The sequence below is a fragment of the Cupriavidus sp. Agwp_2 genome (assembly GCF_040784895.1).
Classification (GTDB): Bacteria; Pseudomonadota; Gammaproteobacteria; order Burkholderiales; family Burkholderiaceae; genus Cupriavidus.
The window spans coordinates 2,004,770-2,024,255 of sequence record NZ_CP088083.1 but is presented as its reverse complement, the minus strand read 5'-3'; the positions used below and the strand labels follow the sequence as shown (position 1 = coordinate 2,024,255).

17 protein-coding genes are annotated in these 19,486 nt (G+C 68.8%); 16 read left to right on the top strand and 1 reads right to left on the bottom strand.

Annotated features, from left to right (window positions below; translation table 11 throughout):
• Window positions 1-64 precede the first annotated feature (64 nt).
• On the top strand, window positions 65-550 hold the full coding sequence (locus tag LPA45_RS09330) for a disulfide bond formation protein B (RefSeq protein ID WP_116320594.1): 486 nt from the start codon (window positions 65-67) through the stop codon (window positions 548-550).
• Between the two features lie 66 nt (window positions 551-616).
• Here the strand turns inward: LPA45_RS09330 and LPA45_RS09325 are convergent, their stop codons facing one another.
• Window positions 617-2,548: an ATP-binding cassette domain-containing protein gene (locus LPA45_RS09325; protein ID WP_317924487.1), complete on the bottom strand. Its 1,932-nt coding sequence runs from the start codon at window positions 2,546-2,548 to the stop codon at window positions 617-619.
• Between the two features lie 299 nt (window positions 2,549-2,847).
• Here LPA45_RS09325 and LPA45_RS09320 point away from each other — a divergent pair, with 299 nt between their 5' ends.
• From LPA45_RS09320 to LPA45_RS09250, 15 genes are all read left to right on the top strand, one after another.
• Window positions 2,848-3,813, top strand: coding sequence for a MurR/RpiR family transcriptional regulator (locus LPA45_RS09320; RefSeq protein ID WP_116320596.1), 966 nt, complete (start codon window positions 2,848-2,850; stop codon window positions 3,811-3,813).
• Between the two features lie 8 nt (window positions 3,814-3,821).
• Window positions 3,822-4,799: an isoaspartyl peptidase/L-asparaginase family protein gene (locus tag LPA45_RS09315; RefSeq protein WP_116320597.1), complete on the top strand. Its 978-nt coding sequence runs from the start codon at window positions 3,822-3,824 to the stop codon at window positions 4,797-4,799.
• 50 nt (window positions 4,800-4,849) lie between these two features.
• Window positions 4,850-6,754: a dipeptide ABC transporter ATP-binding protein gene (locus LPA45_RS09310; protein ID WP_116320598.1), complete on the top strand. Its 1,905-nt coding sequence runs from the start codon at window positions 4,850-4,852 to the stop codon at window positions 6,752-6,754.
• Window positions 6,755-6,804: 50 nt separating this feature from the next.
• Window positions 6,805-8,349 (top strand): glutathione ABC transporter substrate-binding protein GsiB, encoded by a 1,545-nt coding sequence (gsiB, locus tag LPA45_RS09305; RefSeq protein ID WP_376790645.1) that lies wholly within the window; start codon window positions 6,805-6,807, stop codon window positions 8,347-8,349.
• A 302-nt stretch (window positions 8,350-8,651) separates the two neighbouring features.
• The gene (gene gsiC, locus LPA45_RS09300) at window positions 8,652-9,572 is read left to right on the top strand and encodes a glutathione ABC transporter permease GsiC (RefSeq protein ID WP_116320600.1); all 921 of its coding nucleotides are present in this window, start codon (window positions 8,652-8,654) and stop codon (window positions 9,570-9,572) included.
• A 7-nt stretch (window positions 9,573-9,579) separates the two neighbouring features.
• A complete protein-coding gene (gene gsiD, locus LPA45_RS09295) occupies window positions 9,580-10,503 on the top strand; it encodes a glutathione ABC transporter permease GsiD (RefSeq protein WP_116320601.1) in 924 nt (307 codons plus the stop codon).
• A gap of 3 nt (window positions 10,504-10,506) precedes the next feature.
• Entirely contained in the window at window positions 10,507-11,553 is a 1,047-nt protein-coding gene (locus LPA45_RS09290) for a P1 family peptidase (protein ID WP_317924489.1), read from the top strand.
• The gene (locus tag LPA45_RS09285; protein WP_317924490.1) at window positions 11,553-12,371 is read left to right on the top strand and encodes a M55 family metallopeptidase; all 819 of its coding nucleotides are present in this window, start codon (window positions 11,553-11,555) and stop codon (window positions 12,369-12,371) included. The genes LPA45_RS09290 and LPA45_RS09285 overlap by 1 nt, the downstream gene beginning before the upstream one ends.
• 74 nt (window positions 12,372-12,445) lie before the next feature.
• Window positions 12,446-13,225 carry a hypothetical protein gene (locus LPA45_RS09280; protein ID WP_317924491.1) on the top strand — a complete coding sequence of 260 codons (780 nt, stop codon included), beginning with the start codon at window positions 12,446-12,448 and terminating at the stop codon, window positions 13,223-13,225.
• Between the two features lie 63 nt (window positions 13,226-13,288).
• Window positions 13,289-14,359: a M14 family metallopeptidase gene (locus LPA45_RS09275; RefSeq protein ID WP_116320748.1), complete on the top strand. Its 1,071-nt coding sequence runs from the start codon at window positions 13,289-13,291 to the stop codon at window positions 14,357-14,359.
• 294 nt (window positions 14,360-14,653) lie between these two features.
• Window positions 14,654-15,280: a CDP-alcohol phosphatidyltransferase family protein gene (locus LPA45_RS09270; protein ID WP_317924492.1), complete on the top strand. Its 627-nt coding sequence runs from the start codon at window positions 14,654-14,656 to the stop codon at window positions 15,278-15,280.
• Window positions 15,281-15,284: 4 nt separating this feature from the next.
• Window positions 15,285-17,054, top strand: coding sequence for a bifunctional alpha/beta hydrolase/class I SAM-dependent methyltransferase (locus tag LPA45_RS09265; protein ID WP_317924493.1), 1,770 nt, complete (start codon window positions 15,285-15,287; stop codon window positions 17,052-17,054).
• Window positions 17,051-18,430 carry a phosphatase PAP2/dual specificity phosphatase family protein gene (locus tag LPA45_RS09260; protein ID WP_367394501.1) on the top strand — a complete coding sequence of 460 codons (1,380 nt, stop codon included), beginning with the start codon at window positions 17,051-17,053 and terminating at the stop codon, window positions 18,428-18,430. Before LPA45_RS09265 ends, LPA45_RS09260 begins: the two co-directional genes overlap by 4 nt.
• Entirely contained in the window at window positions 18,420-18,851 is a 432-nt protein-coding gene (locus tag LPA45_RS09255) for a hypothetical protein (RefSeq protein WP_317920209.1), read from the top strand. Before LPA45_RS09260 ends, LPA45_RS09255 begins: the two co-directional genes overlap by 11 nt.
• An 8-nt stretch (window positions 18,852-18,859) precedes the next feature.
• Complete coding sequence (locus tag LPA45_RS09250; protein ID WP_116320609.1) at window positions 18,860-19,486, top strand: 1-acyl-sn-glycerol-3-phosphate acyltransferase; 627 nt, start codon at window positions 18,860-18,862, stop codon at window positions 19,484-19,486.

Genomic DNA, 19,486 nt, shown 5'->3' with positions numbered 1-19,486 from the left:
GCTCCCCGTACTGAAGCCACTTGACGGCACTGCACTGTTTACCGGATCACCCTCTATCACCGCTATGCAAGCCAATTCCCGCGCCTATTTTTTGCTGATCGCCCTGGTTTCCTTCGGCCTGGTCGGCGTTGCGCTCTACCTGCAGTTTGAAATGGGCTACCAGCCCTGTCCGCTTTGCGTGATGCAGCGCTTTGCGTTTATCGGCATCGGGATCTTCTCGCTGCTCGCCGTGGTGGCGCAGAACACGCGTTCGCTGTGGCAAGGGCTGGGCATGCTGTCCGGCATCGCCGGCATTGCAGTGGCCGTTTACCATGTTTCGCTGTTGCTGAACCCGAAGGCAACCTGCGGCATCGATCCGCTGGAGAACTGGGTCAACGCGCTGCCGACCGCCAAGGTGCTGCCGCAGGTGTTCTATGCCGATGGCCTGTGCGCGGCGCCGCTGCCGCCGGTGCTGGGCCTGTCGGTGCCGGCGTGGTCGCTGATCTGGCTGTTTATCCTGACGCTGACGCTGGCGGTGGGGTTGATCCGGCGGGAGAAGAATTTCCGTTGAAGGATGGCGGAGTTGAAATGAAAAACCGGCGCTGTGTGCGCCGGTTTTTCATTGAACAGACAGCCCTCACGCAATCTGCTCGATCTGCTCCTGCAGTTCCAGCCACTTCTCTTCCAGCGTCTCCAGCTCGCCATTGACCTCGCCCTGGCGCTTGAGCATCTCCATCAGCTTCGCCTTGTTGGCTTCGGCATAGCTGCTCTCATCGGCCATAAAGCGGTCGACCTCCTCCTTGGCGGTTTGCAGCACCGCCATCCGCTTCTCCACCTTCTCCAGTTCCTTCGTCAGCGGCTTGCGCAATGCCGACAAGCGCTGGCGTTCGTCGGCCTCGGCGCGGCGCTGGCCCTTGCGGTTGACCGTGGCGGCGTCGCCACCGCTTTCCGCCAGGTGCGCGGCCGTGGCGGCGTTGCGCTTGGCGGCGGCCTGCTGCAGCAGCCAGTCGCGGTAGTCGTCAAGGTCCCCGTCGAAAGGCTTGATGGTGCCGTCGGCGACCAGCATGAACTGGTCGGCGGTGGCGCGCAGCAGGTGGCGGTCGTGTGAGACCAGGATCAGCGTGCCTTCGAACTGCGCCAGCGCCATGGTCAGCGCCTCGCGGGTGTCGAGGTCCAGGTGGTTGGTTGGTTCGTCGAGCAGCAGCAGGTTGGGCTTCTGCCAGACGATCAGCGACAGCGCCAGCCGCGCCTTTTCGCCGCCGGAGAAAGGCTCGATCGGTGACGTGGCCATGTCGCCGCGGAAATTGAAGCTGCCGAGGAAGTCGCGCAGTTCCTGCTCGCGCACATCCGGGGCCAGGCGCGCGAGGTGCTGCAGCGGCGAGTCATGGTCGCGCAGCGTCTCCAGCTGGTGCTGCGCGAAGTAGCCGATCTGCAGGCCCTTGCCCAGGCGCAGCTTGCCGGTCATCGGATCCTGCGTGCCGGCCAGCGTCTTGACCAGCGTGGACTTGCCCTGGCCGTTGGCACCCAGCAGGCCGATGCGCTGGCCGTTCTGGATCGACAGCGCCAGGTTGTGCAGGATGGTGACCGGCGGCTCGGCCTCGGCGTAGCCGCAGTCGACGCCGTCGAGCACCATCATCGGATTGGGCGCGGCGTCGGGCTCTCGGAATTCAAAGGCAAAGCCGGCGGCGACATGCACCGGCGCCAGCCGCTCCATCTTCTCCAGCGCCTTGACCCGGCTCTGCGCCTGGCGCGCCTTGGTCGCCTTGGCCTTGAAGCGCGTGATGAACGACTCCAGGTGCGCGATCTCCTTCTGCTGGCGCGCGTAGGCGGACTGCTGCTGCGCCATCTGCTGCAGCCGCAGGGTCTCGAACAGCGTGTAGTTGCCGCCGTAGCGGCGCAGCTGCTGGTTCTCGATATGCACGGTGACATTGCAGATCGCGTCGAGGAATTCGCGGTCGTGCGAAATCATCACCAGCGTGCCCGGGTAGCGCGCCAGCCAGTCTTCCAGCCAGACGATGGCGTCCAGGTCCAGGTGGTTGGTCGGTTCATCGAGCAGCAGCAGGTCAGACGGGCACATCAGCGCCTGCGCCAGGTTCAGGCGCATGCGCCAGCCGCCGGAGAACGACGACACCGGCTGCGACACCTGGGGCAGCGTGAAGCCCAGCCCCAGCAGCAGCGCCTCGGCGCGGGCGGGGGCGGTGTAGCCGTCGGCATCGGCATAGGCGGCGTGGGCTGCGCCCTCGGCGGTGCCGTCGCCGCTGGCCTGTGCGGCGGCGATGGCCGCTTCGATCTCGCGCAGGCGGGTGTCGCCGTCGATCACGTACTCCACCGCGCTGCGGCTGACCGCCGGCGTTTCCTGCGCTACGTGCGCAATGCGCCATTGCGCCGGGACGCTGAGATCGCCGCCGTCCGGATGCAACTCGCCCCGCAGCAGCGCGAACAGCGTCGACTTGCCGCTGCCATTGGCGCCGACAAGGCCCACGCGCTCGCCCGGGTTGAGCGTGACGGTGGTGTGGTCGAACAGCACCTTGGTGCCGCGCTGGAGGACAAGCTGGTCGATTCGGATCACGGGCGGGGAAACTTCTGAACGGGAACGGGCAACTACGCGGAAGCCGGCCAAGGCGGGTTGGCGGCGCTGGCCGGCATTGTAGCGTTTCCGGTGCGGGGCATGCCCGCGAGTGGCGAAACGCCAGAAATGCCGCGACATTGCGCACCCCCCGGTGCGCCGCATGGCGGCAGCTGCTAGGGATTACCCTTGATCGGACAAAACTCTATTTTCTTGTGGGTTGGTTGAGTGTAAATTCATTTTCACGAATTTTTCACGATGTAACTGGCAGCGTCGCCCGTGCGAACGCCATACCGACCCCCATGACCCAAGGCCATTCGATTTCCGACCGTATTGCGCGCAGCCTGCCCACGCTGACGCCGGCGCACCGCCGCATGGCGGAATACGTGCTGGCCAACCTGTTCCGCGCGGCCACGATGCGCATCGACGAGTTCGCCGCCGCGGTGGATGTGTCGGTAGCGACCGCCAACCGTTTTGCGCGGGCGCTGGGATTTGACGGCTACCCGCAGTTCCGTACCGAGCTGGTGCGCGGCTTCGAGGCCACGCTGGCGCCGGTCGAGCGGCTGCGCAGCGAGCTGGAACGGCCCGCCACCGTGGCCGAGGTGTTCGCCGCCTCGCTTGAGGATGCGGCCGCCAATGCCGAAGCCACGCGGCGCGGCATCGACGCGCAGGCGTGCGAGCGCGCGGTCTCGGCGATCCTGGGCGCGCAGCGGGTCTACGTGGCGGGCTTCGGCGCCAGCGGCTTCCTGGCCGGCCTGCTGCAGCACGGGCTGGAGATGCATTGCCGCATGGTGACCTCGGTGGCCGGCGCCGGCGGCGCCTCGCATGCGGCGCGCCAGCTGTTCAAGCTGCAGCCGAGCGACCTGCTGATCGTGATCGCCTTCCCGCGCTACGTGACCGACACCATCGAGCTGGCGCAGCGCGTCAAGGCGCACGGCGGCCGGGTGCTGGCACTGACCGACGGGCCGACCTCGCCGCTGGCGCCGCTGGCCGATATCGCGCTGTACGCGCAGGCCGCCAACCGGCTCTCGGCCAACTCCGATGCGACGGTGCTGGCGCTGATCGAAGCGCTGTGCGGCGCAGTCGCGCACCGCGCCGAGCGGCCGGTCAAGGCCGCCGCCGAAATGACCGAATTCCTGCTGCCGTGGCTGTATGGCACGCCGGGCGCAGAACGCGCCGGCCGTGCCGGGCCAGCCGCGCCGCAGCCTACCGAAGACCAGGCGGCCGGCACCACGCGCCGCCGCGTGTCCAACCTCAAGAAGTCCTGAGCCATTCCATGCAACAAGCAGTCATTGCCATCCACGGCGGCGCCGGCACCATCACACGCGAGGCGATGGATCCCGCGCGCGAACGCGAATACACCGAGGCGCTGGAACACGTGCTGCAAGCCGGCCAGCGCATCCTGGCCGATGGCGGCAGCGCGCTCGACGCCGTGACCGAGGCCGTGCGCCTGCTGGAGGAATGCCCGCTGTTCAACGCGGGCAAGGGCGCCGTGCTGACCCACGCCGGCACCTATGAACTCGACGCGGCCGTGATGGACGGTGCCACCCGCGACGCCGGCGCGGTCGCCTGTGTCACGCGCCTGCGCAATCCGGTGCTGGCCGCGCGCGCGGTGCTCGACCACAGCGAGCACGTGCTGTTTGCCGGTGCCGGTGCGGAGGCCTTCGCCGCCGCACACGGGCTGGAGCTGGTGGAACAGGATTACTACTTCACGCAGGCACGCCATGAACAATGGCAGCGCGCCCGCGGTACCGCCGGCATGGCGCTGCTCGACCATGACGCAGCCGCACTGGCGGCACGCAAGAACCCAGCCGAGCCGGCCGACCCGATCGATCCGGACAGCAAGTTCGGCACCGTCGGCGCGGTGGCGTGCGACAGCCGCGGCAACCTCGCTGCGGCGACCTCCACTGGCGGCGTGACCAACAAGAAAGTGGGACGCGTGGGCGATACCCCGGTCATCGGCGCGGGCTGCTATGCCGACGAGGTGGTGGCGGTGTCCGCCACCGGCACCGGCGAGATGTTCATCCGCACCGTGGCCGCGCACGATGTCTCGGCGCAGATGCGCTATGCCGGCTTGTCGCTGGAAGAATCGGCACGGCGCGTGGTGATGGAAAAACTCGTTGCCATCGAAGGCCGCGGCGGACTGATCGCGGTTGACCGTGCTGGCAACGTCACGCTGCCGTTCAACACCGAAGGCATGTACCGCGGCTTTGCCCGCGTGGGCGAGGCGGTCGACGTCTCCATCTACGGCTGACCCACGCCGCACCGGCAAGTCTCAGCACTCGCAGCAAACAAGGAGTTCCAGTGGCCACTACCCCTGCGCAATCGCACGCTTCCGCCTCCGGCATTGTCCTGCCGCCCGAGCGCGTCGTCTCGGTCAACGGCCTGAGCGTGCGCTTTGCCACCTCCGAACGTACCGTCGAGGCCGTGCGCAACCTGTCGTTCCATGTCGACCGCGGCGAGACGCTGGCGGTGGTGGGCGAGTCGGGCTCGGGCAAGTCGGTCACGTCGCTGGCGCTGATGCGGCTGGTCGAGCATGGCGGCGGCAAGATCGCCAGCGGCAGCATGCTGCTGCGCCGGCGCGGCGGCGAGGTCATCGACCTGGCGCGCGCCGATAACGCGACGCTGCGCGGCGTGCGCGGCGCCGACGTGGCGATGATCTTCCAGGAGCCGATGACCTCGCTCAACCCGGTGTTCCCGGTGGGTGAGCAGATCGCCGAATCGATCCGGCTGCACCAGGGCAAGAGCCGCGCCGCGGCGCGTGCCGAGGCACTGCGCATGCTTGAGCTGGTGCGCATCCCCGAGGCGCGCCGCGTGCTGGAGCGCTACCCGCACCAGCTCTCCGGCGGCATGCGCCAGCGCGTGATGATCGCGATGGCGCTGTCATGCAAGCCGGCACTGCTGATCGCCGACGAGCCGACCACCGCCCTGGATGTCACCATCCAGGCAGAGATTCTGCAGCTGATCCGCGGCCTGCAGGCGGAAATGCATATGGGCGTGGTCTTCATCACCCACGACATGGGCGTGGTGGCGGAGGTGGCCGACCGCGTGCTGGTGATGTACCGCGGCGAGAAGGTGGAAGAGGGCAGTTCCGACGATGTGTTCCGCGCGCCGGCGCACCCCTACACGCGCGCACTGCTGTCGGCCGTGCCGCGCCTGGGCGCGATGAGCGGCACCGACCTGCCGGCCAAGTTCCCGCTGCTGCGCGTGGACAGCGCCCGCGCGGAGCAGGCCGCGCCGCAGGACACGGTCAGGCCCGGCGTCGCGCCGATCCTGCGCGTGCAGGACCTGGTCACGCGCTTCGACGTGCCCGGCGGCCTGTTCGGCCGCGTCACGCGCCGCGTGCATGCGGTCGAGCAGGTCAGCTTCGATCTCTATCCCGGCGAAACGCTGGCACTGGTGGGCGAGTCCGGCTGCGGCAAGTCCACCACGGGCCGCTCGCTGCTGCGGCTGGTGGAAAGCCAGAGCGGCACCATCGAGTTCAACGGCCAGAACATCAGCAAGATGGAAGGCCCGGCGCTGCAGACCCTGCGCCGCAATATCCAGTTCATCTTCCAGGACCCGTTCGCCTCGCTCGATCCGCGCGTGCCGGTGGGTTATTCGATCATGGAGCCGCTGCTGGTGCACAAGGCGGCCAGCGGCAAGGAAGCCGAGCAGCGCGTGGCGTGGCTGCTCGACAAGGTGGGGCTGGACCCGTCGCACGCGGCACGCTACCCGCACGAGTTCTCCGGCGGCCAGCGCCAGCGCATCTGCATTGCACGCGCGCTGGCGCTGAACCCCAAGGTGGTGGTGGCGGACGAATCGGTCTCCGCGCTCGACGTGTCGATCCAGGCGCAGATCGTCAACCTGATGCTGGACCTGCAGCGCGAGCTGGGCATCGCCTTCCTGTTTATCTCGCACGACATGGCGGTAGTGGAGCGCGTCAGCCACCGCGTGGCGGTGATGTACCTGGGCCAGATCGTCGAGATCGGCCCGCGCCGCGCGATCTTCGAGAACCCGCAGCACCCGTACACGCGCAAGCTGATGTCGGCGGTGCCGATCGCCGATCCGGCGCGGCGTCACCTGCGGCGCGAGCCGCTGAACGATGAGATTCCCAGCCCGATCCGCGCGGTCGGCGACGAGCCGGTGGTGCAGCCGCTGGTGCAGGTCGCCGGCAGCGGCGCGCTTGGCCACTATGTCGCCCGGCATGCCGTCGGCGGCGCCTATTGAAGTCCAGGAAATTCCGCAGTTACCAAGGAGATTCGACGATGTCTGCACGTATGGTTTCGCCCCGATGGATGGCCGGCGCCTTTACCGCCGGCGCGCTCGGCATGCTGGCCGCTGCCCCGGCCTTTGCGGCCAAGGATGCCGTGATGGCGGTGTATTCCACCTTCACCACGCTGGACCCGTACGATGCGAACGACACGCTGTCGCAGGCGGCCAGCAAGTCGTTCTACCAGGGCCTGTTCGGCATGGACAAGGACATGAAGCTGGTCAACGTGCTGGCCGACAGCTATGACGTCAGCAAGGATGGGCTGGTCTACACCATCAAGCTGAAGAAGGGCATCAGGTTCCACGACGGCACCACCTTCGATGCCGCCGCCGTCAAGGCCAACCTGGACCGCGTCACCAACCCGGCCAACAAGCTCAAGCGCTATACGCTGTTCAACCGCGTCGCCAAGACCGACGTGGTCGATGCCAATACCGTCAAGGTCACGCTGAAGGAGCCGTTCTCGCCGTTCATCAACGTGCTGGCGCATCCGTCGGCAGTGATGATCTCGCCGGCCGCGCTGCAGAAGTACGGCAAGGAGATTGCCTTCCACCCGGTCGGCACCGGCCCGTTCGAGTTCGTCGAGTGGAAGCAGCCCGATCACCTGAAGGGCAAGAAGTTCGCCGGCTACTGGAAGACCGGCTACCCGAAGATCGACAGCATCACCTGGAAGCCGGTGGTCGACAACAACACGCGCGCGGCCATCATGCAGACCGGCGAGGCGGACTTTGCCTTCAGCATCCCGTTCGAGCAGGCCGCGGTGCTGAAGAACAGCCCCAAGGTCGAGCTGATCTCGTCGCCGTCGATCATCCAGCGCTACCTGAGCCTGAACACCACGGTCAAGCCGTTCAACGACCCCAAGGTGCGCCAGGCCATCAACTACGCGATCAACAAGGACGCGCTCGCCAAGGTGGCCTTTGCTGGCTACGCCGTGCCGGCCGAGGGCGTGGTGCCGCCGGGCGTTGACTTTGCGGAGAAGCTGGGCCCGTGGCCGTATGACCCGGCCAAGGCGCGCGCGCTGCTCAAGGAAGCCGGCTACCCGAACGGATTCGAGACCACGCTGTGGTCGGCTTACAACCACACCACCGCGCAGAAGGTGATCCAGTTCGTGCAGCAGCAACTGCAGCAGGTCGGCATCAAGGCGCAGGTGCAGGCGCTGGAAGCCGGCCAGCGTGTGGAGAAGGTCGAAAGCGTGCAGAAGCCGGAAGACGCCGGCGTGCGTATCTACTACGTGGGCTGGTCGTCGTCGACCGGTGAATCGGACTGGGCGCTGCGGCCGCTGCTGGCTTCGGAATCGATGCCGCCCAAGCTGCTGAACACCGCGTACTACAAGAACGACCAGGTCGATGCGGACATCGCGGGCGCGCTGCGCACCACGGACCGCAGCGAGAAGGCGCGCCTGTACAAGGACGCGCAGGAACGCATCTGGAAGGATGCGCCGTGGGCCTTCCTGGTGACGGAGAAGGTGCTGTTCGCGCGCAGCAAGCGGCTGACCGGTGCGTATGTGATGCCGGATGGGTCGTTTAACTTTGATGAGATCGATATCAAGCAGTGATGGAGTGTGAGAGGGGCGGACTTCGTGGATGCTCCGGCCCTCTCCCCCGGCCCCTCTCCCGCGTGCGGGAGAGGGGAGCAAACAGCGGGTGATGTCTTGAGCCGCGAGGGTTTTCTCCCCTCTCCATCCGGTCCCTCCGGGGAGAGGGGCGGGGGAGAGGGCAGGCGGTGGCAGCACCGCTGAGCCTCACTCCGCCACAACTCCCTCAACCAAAGCAGTAAAGCAGTAAGCCGATGGTGGCCGCCTGCCCGCGACGCGGGGTTCGCAGGCAGGCGGCCTGCGGCCCTTCTTCATGGTGTGCAATGCTGAACTACTTCCTCAAACGAGTGCTGGGCGTGATCCCCACGCTGCTGATCGTGGCAGTGCTGGTGTTCCTGTTCGTCCACCTGCTGCCGGGCGATCCCGCGCGGCTGGCGGCGGGCCCCGAGGCCGACTCGGCCACGGTCGAACTGGTGCGCAAGGACCTGGGCCTGGACCGGCCGCTGCCCGAGCAGTTCGTCAACTTCTTCTCCAATGCGATCCGCGGCGAGTTCGGCAATTCGCTGCGCACCAAGCGCCCGGTGAGCGAAGAGATCGGCGACCGCTTCATGCCGACGCTGCTGCTGACGGTGGCGTCGATGGCGTGGGCGGTGGTGTTCGGCATGGCCATCGGCATCGGCTCTGCGGTGTGGCGCAACCGTTGGCCGGACCGGCTCGGCATGACGCTGGCGGTGTCGGGCATTTCTTTCCCCGCCTTCGCGCTCGGCATGCTGCTGATGGAGGTGTTCTCCGTGCAGCTGGGCTGGCTGCCGTCGATCGGCGCCGACAGCTGGAAGCACTACGTGCTGCCGTCGATCACGCTGGGCGCGGCGGTGGCGGCGGTGATGGCGCGCTTCACCCGCGCCTCGTTCGTCGAGGTGCTGCAGGAAGACTTTATCCGCACCGCCCGCGCCAAGGGCGTGCACGAGACGGTGGTGGTGGCCAAGCACGGCCTGCGCAACGCCATGATCCCGGTGGTGACGATGATGGGCCTGCAGTTCGGCTTCCTGCTGGGCGGCTCGATCGTGGTCGAGAAGGTGTTCAACTGGCCGGGCCTCGGGCGCCTGCTGGTCGATGCCGTCGAGATGCGCGACTACCCGGTGATCCAGGCCGAGGTGCTGCTGTTCTCGCTCGAATTCATCCTGATCAACCTGGTGGTGGACATGCTCTACACCGTGATCAACCCAACCATCCGCTACAAGTGAGGCCGGCATGACTGAACTTTCCACGCCCGCCGCAAGCGAAGCGGCACCCGCCACCGCCCCCTCCGCTCCCATTGTGGAGGCCGTGCGCACGCCATGGACCGAGTTCTGGCGCAAATTCCGCAAGCAGCACCTGGCGCTCGGCGCCGGCGTGTTCGTGCTGCTGCTGGTGCTGGTCGCCATCCTGGCGCCGCATATCGTGCCGTACGACCCCGAGAACTTCTTTGACTACGACGCGCTCAACGCCGGCCCGTCGGCTGCGCACTGGATGGGCGTCGATTCGCTCGGGCGCGATATCTTCAGCCGTATCCTGGCCGGCGCGCGCATCTCGCTGGCGGCCGGCTTCCTGTCGGTCATCATCGGCGCGCTGATCGGCACCGTGCTGGGCCTGCTGGCGGGGTACTACGAGGGCTGGTGGGACCGCATCGTGATGCGCATCTCCGATGTGCTGTTCGCCTTCCCGGGGATCCTGCTGGCGATCGGCATCGTCGCCATCCTGGGCAATGGCATGACCAACGTGATCTTTGCCGTGGCGATCTTCAGCATCCCGGCGTTCGCGCGGCTGGTGCGCGGCAATACGCTGATGCTGAAGCGGCTGACCTATGTGGAAGCCGCGCGCAGCATCGGCGCGTCGGACTGGACCATCCTGATGCGCCATATCCTGCCGGGCACGGTGTCGTCGATCGTGGTGTATTTCTCGATGCGGATCGGCACCTCGATCATCACCGCGGCCAGCCTGTCTTTCCTGGGGCTGGGCGCGCAGCCGCCCACGCCGGAGTGGGGCGCGATGCTGAACGAGGCCCGCGCCGACATGGTGACCGCACCGCACGTGGCGATCTTCCCGAGCCTGGCGATCTTCCTGACGGTGCTCGCATTCAACCTGCTTGGCGACGGCCTGCGCGACGCGCTGGATCCCAAGATCGACCGCCGCTGAGCCATGCAGACACCGACACAGGGCATACCGCGCATCGGCAGCCTGGCGGCAGGGCCGCGCGACAGCATCGCCGACGTGCCGGGCGTGACCGTGGGCCACTGCACGCTGTCGCAGGATGCGGTGCAGACCGGCGTGACCGTGATCCGCCCGCACGGCGGTGATCCGTATCGCGACAAGGTGCCCGCGGCGGCTACCGTGCTCAATGGCTTCGGCAAGAGCGTGGGGCTGGTGCAGGTGGACGAACTGGGCGTGCTGGAGACGCCGGTTGCGCTGACCAACACCTTCTCGGTCGGCGCAGTCGCGCAGGCGCAGATCCGCGCCGCCGTCGCCGCCAACCCGGAGATCGGGCGCGCGTGGCCTACCGTCAATCCGCTGGTGTTCGAATGCAATGACGGCTACCTGAACGATATCCAGCGCATGGCGGTGGACGGCAGCCACCATGACGCCGCGTTGGCGGGTGCCGGCGCGGATGTCGCGCAGGGCGCAATCGGCGCAGGACGCGGCATGTCGTCGTTCGGCGTCAAGGGCGGCATCGGCACGGCATCGCGCATGGCGCAAGGCTATTGCGTCGGCGCGCTGGTGCTGGCCAACTTCGGCACGCCGGAGTCGCTGACGCTGGCGGGCAAGCTGGTCGGGCCGGAACTGGTGCGGCGGCTGGCGCAGCCCGACGTGGTGGCGCAGCCTGAAAAGGGCTCGATCATCATGGTCGTGGCCACCGACGCGCCGCTGGACGCGCGCCAGTTGCGCCGGCTGTCGCTGCGCGCGGGAGCGGGGCTGGCCCGTACCGGCTCGGTATTCGGGCACGGCTCGGGCGACATCGCGCTGGCTTTTTCGACCGCTTATACCGTGCCGCATGAGGCTGGGCGTGCGATGCCCGCCATCGCCATGCTTCATGAAACGCTGCTCGACCCGCTGTTCCGCGCCGCCGCGGATAGTGTCGAGCAGGCCATCGTGCATGCGCTCTGGCATGCGGCGACGGTGCAGGGCCGCGATGGCCATGCCCGCCGCGCCTTGCTGGAGATCATGCCAGAACTGCGCCAGACCGCCTGATGAAGATCCTGATTTCCACCGATATCGAAGGCGTCGCCGGCGTCTTCCACGCCGAGCAGACCCGTGCCGGCAACGGCGAATACGAGCGCGCCCGCGCCTGGATGACCGCCGAGGCCAACGCAGCCGTCTCCGGCGCCTTTGCCGGCGGCGCCACCGAAGTGCTGGTCAACGACTCGCACGGCGGCTTCCGCAACCTGCTGCCGGACCAGATCGACCCGCGCGCGCGGCTGGTGCTCGGCAAGCCGCGCTACCTCGGCATGATGGCCGGCATCGAGGACGGCGCCGACGGCGTGCTGATGATCGGCTATCACGGCCGCGCACAGAGCCGCGGCGTGCTGGCGCACACCATCAACAGCAGCGCCTTTGCCCGGGTCTGGCTCAACGGCATGGAGCTGGGCGAGGCCGGTTTATACGGCGCGCTGGCCGGGGAACGGGGCGTGCCGGTGCTGATGGCCAGCGGCGACGATGTCTTCGTGCACGAGACCCGGCCGCTGATGCCGTGGGTGCGCTTTGTCGAGACCAAGCGTGCCGGCGGCTTCGGCAGCGGCACCACGCTGTCGCCGGCGGCTGCGCGCGAGGCGATCGAAGCGGCCGCGGCCGAGGGCGTGCGCGCCGCCGCGCAGGCGCAATGCCTGCGGCTCGACGCGCCGGTGAGCGCCCGGCTGCAGACGTTGACGCCGGCGCATGCCGACCTGTTCTGCCAGTGGCCGTCGCTGGAGCGCCTGGACGGCGTGACATTGGGCTTCCAGGCCGATTCCGTGCAGGCCGCAGTGCGCATGCTCAACTGCCTGTCGGCGATGTCGTTCATGCTGAAGTAGCGCCTGCGGGCGGCGGATCGTGCGGATCGGCGACAATAGCGGGTCCGCAGCCAACCAGCATTACGCAATTCCGCATGACCCAGGCACACGACGGGGGCTGGATCCCCGTACGCAAGGACTTCGTCGACTTGGACACCCGCTGCCAGGCGCGCGGCAACAGCCGCCGGCACCACGGTTTCCCCCACGGACAGGCCTACATCCTGCGCGACGCCGCCGGACATGAGTACCCGTTCGGCGAAGACTGCGCGCGCGCCGCGGTGGCGCATCCCGGGCTGCTGCAGCAGGTGCCGGACTACACCGAGCGCGACGTGGTGCCGCGCACGGCCTTGCCCGACCCCATCCCCGCCGGCGCCCGGCGCGGACGCCGCAGCGCGGCCGAAACCGCGGCGGCCGAGCGCCTCGCCGCCATCCGCTACCTGGTGCTGCGCATGGAAAAGGTGGCCGCCGTGCCGCGCGTGCAACCCACGGTGCATTTTCCCGCGCTGGAGGCGATCTACGAGCAATACCTGCGTACCGGCGACCTCGCCAGCGCCCAGGTGCGCCGCATCCTGGCGATCGAGCGTGCCCCCAGCACGCCGCCGCGGCTGCGTGCCATCAACCTGCTCGACGTCTACACCGCCCATGTCAAGCTGGAGCGGCTGATCGCCGCGTCCAACAGCGTTGAAAACATCCGCTTCCTGCGCAGCCTGCACGACTGGCTGGCGCGCCACCTGGTGATGACCGCCAGCCAGCTGGCCGCGGCGGGGATCGAGATGCACCCGCAGGCCTTCACTTCGCCCGGCATCTGGGGCCCGGAGGCGGAAGCGGCAAGTCCGGCGCCGGCGAGTTCCGACCCGACCGGCTCGCTGTTCTAGCCCCGCTGGCAAGACCGGCGGAAATGGCGTCTAATGCCTGCATCGCCATCCGCCGGTGACGCCATGAGCCATTTTTCGCGCAGCTACGCCGAAGCCCGCCAGAAATTCCTTGATGCCGCGCGTGCGGTCGGGGCTGACCTGGCACAGTTCCCGCACCCGACCCGCCGCGGCAGCGCCGGCGAGGATCTGGCGATCGACGTGGCGCAGGTGGGCCAGCCTGGCGCGCGCCAGTGCCTGATGGTCACCTCCGGCACGCATGGCGCCGAGGGCTTCGCCGGCTCGGGTGCGCAGATTGCGATGCTGAACGACGCCGCGCTGCTGGCCGATTGCGCCGCCGCCGGCACCAGCCTGCTGCTGGTCCACGCCATCAACCCTTACGGCTTTTCGCACCTGCGCCGGGTCAACGAAGACAATGTCGACCTGAACCGCAATTTCATGGACTTCACGCAGCCGCTGCCGCACAACGCGCCCTATGCCGAGATCGCGCCGATGCTGCTGCCGGCGCAGTGGCCGCCCTCGGGCGAGGACCAGGCCCGGCTGATGAAGACCGTGGCCGAGCGCGGCATGGCGTGGTACCAGGCCGCGCTGAGCGGCGGCCAGTACCAGGACCCGGAGGGCATGTTCTTCGGCGGCACCAAGGCGACCTGGAGCAACTACACCCTGTGCCGCATCCTGGCGCGCTTTGGCGCCGGGCGCGAGACGCTGCGCTGGATCGACGTGCACACCGGCCTGGGGCCGTGGGGCTATGGCGAGCCCATCCACATGGGCCCGGACACGCCCGAGTCCGTGACGCGCACGCGCGCGATCTGGGGCAGCCGGGTGACGTCGATCTATGACGGCTCGTCGACCTCGGCCAACCTGACCGGACTGGCCTGGCAGTCGGTGCCGCAGACGTTGCCGGGCGTCGACTATGCCGGCATCGCGCTGGAATTCGGCACGCTGCCGGTGGGCGAGGTGCTGGACGCGCTGCGCGGCGACCACTGGCTGCACCAGCATCCCGAGGCGGACGAGAACCAGCGCGCGCTGGTGCGCCAGGCGATGTGGCAGGCCTTCTATGGCGATGCCGACGACTGGCGCGACGGCGTAGTGACGCAGGTGACCGACGCCGTGCGCAGCACGCTGGCCGCGGCCTGAGCGGGCCTGGGCGGGCCTGAGCGGGGCGCATCTCGCATTCGAAATCCTTCAATACAGGGCGTAAGCCGCTTCTGGTAATGTCTCGGGCTTGGCTGTAGAGTGCCGTCAAAGGCACCGCTGCGGCAGCGGCGACAGCTGTCTGCCAGCCGCGGCCCCGGACAGGCAGGACAACACGACCACCAAGAACAAGACGGAAGGGGTATCCCGGCCGGTCAGCGGCAAAAGCGCACGCGCCGGGCCCGGCAAGGCGCGCGGCGCCGCTTCCGGCATCAGCTCGGCGGGGAGGCCGGCGCGATGACGCTCTACGAACTCAAGCCCAGGTTCCAGGCATGGCTGCGCCCGGTGGTGCACGACCTGGCCCATCGCGGCGCCACCGCCAACCAGGTCACCGTGGCCGCGGCCGCCGGCTCGCTCGCGGTCGGGGTGCTGGCCGCCACCGGCATGCTGGTGGCCGAGACCCCGGCGCTGTTCCTGCTGTTTCCCCTCTGGCTGTTCCTGCGCATGGCGCTCAACGCCATCGACGGCATGCTGGCGCGCGAGCACGGCCAGCAGAGCGCGCTTGGCGCCTACCTCAACGAACTCGGCGACATCGTCTCGGACCTGGCGCTGATCCTGCCGCTGGCGGCGCTGCCGGATTTCGGGCTGGCGCAGGTCGGCACCTTTGCCTTGCTGGCGGTGATGGTCGAGGCCGCCGGCCTGATCGGGCCGCTTGCCGGCGCCAGCCGGCGCTACGACGGCCCGCTTGGCAAGAGCGACCGTGCCTTCGCGGTCGGGGCCATCGCGCTGTGGGCCGGGCTCGGCCTTGGCTTCAACGGTGCCGCTTCCTGGCTGTGGCTGGCGCTGTCCTTGCTGTCGCTGTACACCATCGCCAATCGCGTGCGCCGCGGCGTTGCCGAGGCGCGTGCCCGCACCGCAGGCTAAGCCCATGGACCGAGCCGCTATCCGCCAGCCGCAGGAGCGGCTTTTCCAGACCCATGACGGCCAGGCGCTGTTCTACCGCCACTGGCCGGCGGTGGAGGGCCCGGCGCGCGGCGCCGTGGTGCTGTTCCACCGCGGCCACGAGCATTCCGGCCGTGTCTCCCACCTGGCCGACGAACTGAACCTGCCCGGCTACGACATCTTTGCCTGGGACGCGCGCGGCCACGGGCGCTCGCCCGGCGAGCGCGGCTACAGCCCCAGCCTGGCGCATTCGGTGCGCGACATCCAGACGTTTACCCAGCATATCGCCGACGAGCACGGCATCCCGCTGGAGCGCACCGCGGTGGTCGCGCAAAGCGTCGGCGCGGTGCTGGCCGCCACCTGGGTGCACGACTACGCGCCGCCGATCCGCGCGCTGGTGCTGGCCTCGCCCGCGTTCAAGGTCAAGCTGTACGTGCCGTTCGCGCGGCCGGGGCTGAAGCTGATGCACCGGCTGCGCGGCAGGTTCTTCGTCAACAGCTACGTCAAGGCGAAGTTCCTGACGCACGATCCCGAACGCATTGCCGGCTATGACACCGACCCGCTGATCACGCGGCCGATCGCGGTCAATATCCTGCTGGACCTGTACGAGACCGCGGAACGCATCGTCGCCGATGCCGCCGCGATTACGGTGCCGACGCAGCTGCTGATCTCCGGCGCCGACTGGGTCGTGCACCGCGGGCCGCAGGACCGCTTCTACGAGCGGCTGGGCGCGCGCACCAAGGAACGCATCGTGCTGGACGGCTTCTTCCACGACACGCTGGGCGAGCGCGACCGCAAGCTGGCCGTGGATGCGGCGCGCCGCTTTATCGTGCGCGAGTTCGACACGCCGTCACGGCCGCGTTCGCTGCTGGATGCCGACCAGATCGGTCCGTTCCGGGAAGAATCGGACCGGCTGGCGTCGGCGCCGGGTGGACTGGCGGCCTGGTACTGGCGCGCGGCGCGCGCCAACCTGAAGCTCGGTGGCATGCTGTCGGACGGCGTGCGGCTGGGGCATGAGACGGGTTTCGACTCGGGCTCGACGCTCGACTACGTTTACCGCAATACCCCCTCGGGCCGAGGCCGGCTGGGCCGGCTGGCCGACGAGCAATACCTCGGCGCCATCGGCTGGCGCGGCATCCGCCAGCGCAAGGTCCACGCCGAAGCGCTGATCGCCGAGGCCGTGCGGCGGCTACGCGCGGCCGGCATGCCGGTGCGCATGGTCGATATCGCCGCCGGCCACGGGCGCTACGTGCTGGAGGCGCTGGGCGCGCTGGACGGCGGTGCAGCCGCGGTCGAATCGATCCTGCTGCGCGACTACAGCCCGCTCAATGTCGAACAGGGCAGGGCGCTGATCGCCGCCAAGGGACTGCAAGGGGTTGCCCGCTTCGAACAGGGCGATGCCTTCGACGCCGACAGCCTGGCAGCGCTGATGCCGGCGCCGACGCTGGCCGTGGTGTCCGGCCTGTACGAGCTGTTCCCGGAAAACGCGATGGTGCGGCGCTCGCTGGAAGGCCTGGCGCGCGCGGTGCCGCCGGGCGGTTATCTGGTCTACACGGGCCAGCCCTGGCATCCGCAGCTCGAATTCATCGCCCGCGCGCTGACCAGCCACCGTGGCGGCGCCGCCTGGGTGATGCGCCGCCGTTCGCAGGCCGAGATGGACGAGCTGGTGCGCGCCGCCGGCTTCGACAAGGTGACCCAGCGCATCGACCCGTGGGGCATCTTCACCGTCAGCCTGGCGCGCAGGCGCGAAGCATGAGCACGCTGCCCGCCGATGCGGCTGCCTCGGCATCCGGGGGTGAACGCCCGTGGGGGCTGGCCTGCCTGCTGCTGGCGCTGGCCGGCGCGTTTTTCTTTTCCAGCTATGGTTTTGCCAACTGGCTCGCGAGCCAGCGCGCGCAGGTGCCGTCGGTCTTTTTCGGCTGGGAACGCGGCATCCCGTTCCTGCCGTGGACCATCATCCCGTACTGGTCGATCGACCTGCTGTACGGCATCTCCTTCTTCCTGTGGCGCACGCGCGCGGCGCTGGTCACGCACGTCAAGCGGCTGGTGCTGGCGCAGCTGGTGTCGGTCGCGTGCTTCATCGCGTTCCCGCTGCGCTTCAGCTTCGAGCGGCCGCAAGCGGACGGGCTGCCTGGCCAGCTGTTCGCGCTGCTGGGCGGCTTCGACCTGCCGTTCAACCAGGCGCCGTCGCTGCATATCAGCCTGCTGGTGATCCTGTGGACAGCGTACGCGGCGCACCCGCGCGGCGGCTGGCGCTGGCTGCTGCATGGCTGGTTCGCGCTGATCGGTGTGTCGGTGCTGACCACGTGGCAGCACCACTTGATCGACGTGCCGACCGGGGCGCTGGTTGGCTGGCTGTGCGTTTACCTGTTTCCGATGCAATTGCCGGGCGTTGCGGCGGGCTTGCCCGATGCGCGCACCCGGCAGCTTTCGCGGCGGTACGCGCTTGGCGCCGTCATCGCATTGCTGTGCGCGGGGCTGGCGGTGGGAGCATCCGTGACGCTGGCCTTCCTGCTGCTGTGGGCCGCGCTGGCGCTGGCCTGCGTCGCCCGCCTCTACGCGCTGGCCGCGCCGGCGTGGTTCCAGAAGAACGCCGACGGCACCATGGCGCAGGCGGCACGCTGGGTGCTGGCGCCTTACCTGTTCGGCGCCTTCCTGAATTCGCGCTGGTGGACACGGCGCGCGCCGCAGGCCAGCCGCATCGCCGACGGCGTCTGGGTCGGCCGCTTCCCGACCGATGCCGAGTTGCGGGCGTTGGGCGCCGATGCCGTGCTCGACCTCAGCGCCGAACTGCCGCGCGCCGCGACCGGTCCCGGACTGGCCTATTGCTGCGTGCCGGTGCTGGACCTGACCGTGCCGACCGCGCGGCAACTGGAGCAGGCCGTGGCGCAACTCGACGCGTGGCACGTCCAGAGGCGCCGGATACTGGTGAGTTGCGCCCTGGGCTATTCACGCAGCGCGCTGGTGGCCGCCGCGTGGATGGCGCGCCGGCAGGGGCTGCGCGACGCGCCGGCGGCGCTGGCCGCATTGCGCGCGCACCGGCCTGCGGTGGTGCTGGGACGCGAGCACGCCGCGGCGCTGCAGGCGTGGCTGGACCAGTATCCGGCACCGGAGGCTGCCGATGGCCGCTGACGCCGCCCGCAGCGGTACCACCGATGCCTGGATCGCGCACGCCGTCACCGGCGCGCTGTCCGGTGCGTTCTGGATCGGCGTGGCCGGGCTGGCCTTCGCGCTGGCTTCCGCATGGCTGTCTGCCAGTCCCGCACTGTCTGCACTGCCGCTGCTGGTGGCGCTGGCTCAGCTATGGTTGCTGCTGCGCGTGGCGATCGACCGGCGCCTGTTCGACGCGCTGGCCGCGTCGGCCGACCGTGACGGCCAGGCGGACCTGGCCGGCCTCGACGGCGCGCTGACCGGACTGGGCTGGATCACGCCCGACCGCGCTGGCCGTCCGTTGCGCGAACGCGCACGCGGCGCGATGCGGCTGGTACGCGCCAGCGCGCTACTGGCCGCGCTCCAGCTGTGCCTGTCCCTGTTGATCTTGCTGCTGAGGTGAAAAACACCATGTGGGTCGCCCGTGCCACCGCGCACGCCATCATCGCTTTCGCGCGCCTGCTGACCGGCATGCGCGCCAACTGGCAGGGCTGCTTTCCCGCCGCGGTGCAGCGTGTGTACTTTGCCAACCACAGCAGCCATGGCGATTTCGTGCTGATCTGGGGCTGCCTGCCGCCCGACCTGCGCACCGGCACGCGTCCGGTGGCGGGAGCCGACTACTGGGACTGCTCGCCGCTGCGGCGCTTTATCGGCCGTGACGTGTTCCGCGCGCTGCTGATCGACCGCACCCATAGCGATCCCGGCAGCGATCCGGTGGCGCTGATGCGCGGCGCGCTGGAGGGTGGCGATTCGCTGATCCTGTTTCCCGAGGGCACCCGAAATACCACCGAGGCGCGGCTGCTGCCGTTCAAGAGCGGCATCTACCACCTGGCGCGCGCCTGCCCGGCGGTGGAGTTCGTGCCGGTCTGGATCGACAACCTCAACCGCGTCATGCCCAAGGGCGAGGTCGTGCCGGTGCCGCTGCTGTGCACCGTGACCTTCGGCCGGCCGGTACTGGTGGCCGACGGCGAAGACAAGGAGAGCTTCCTTTCCCGCTGCCGCGACGGCTTGCTCGCGCTTGCCCCCGAACTGGACTGA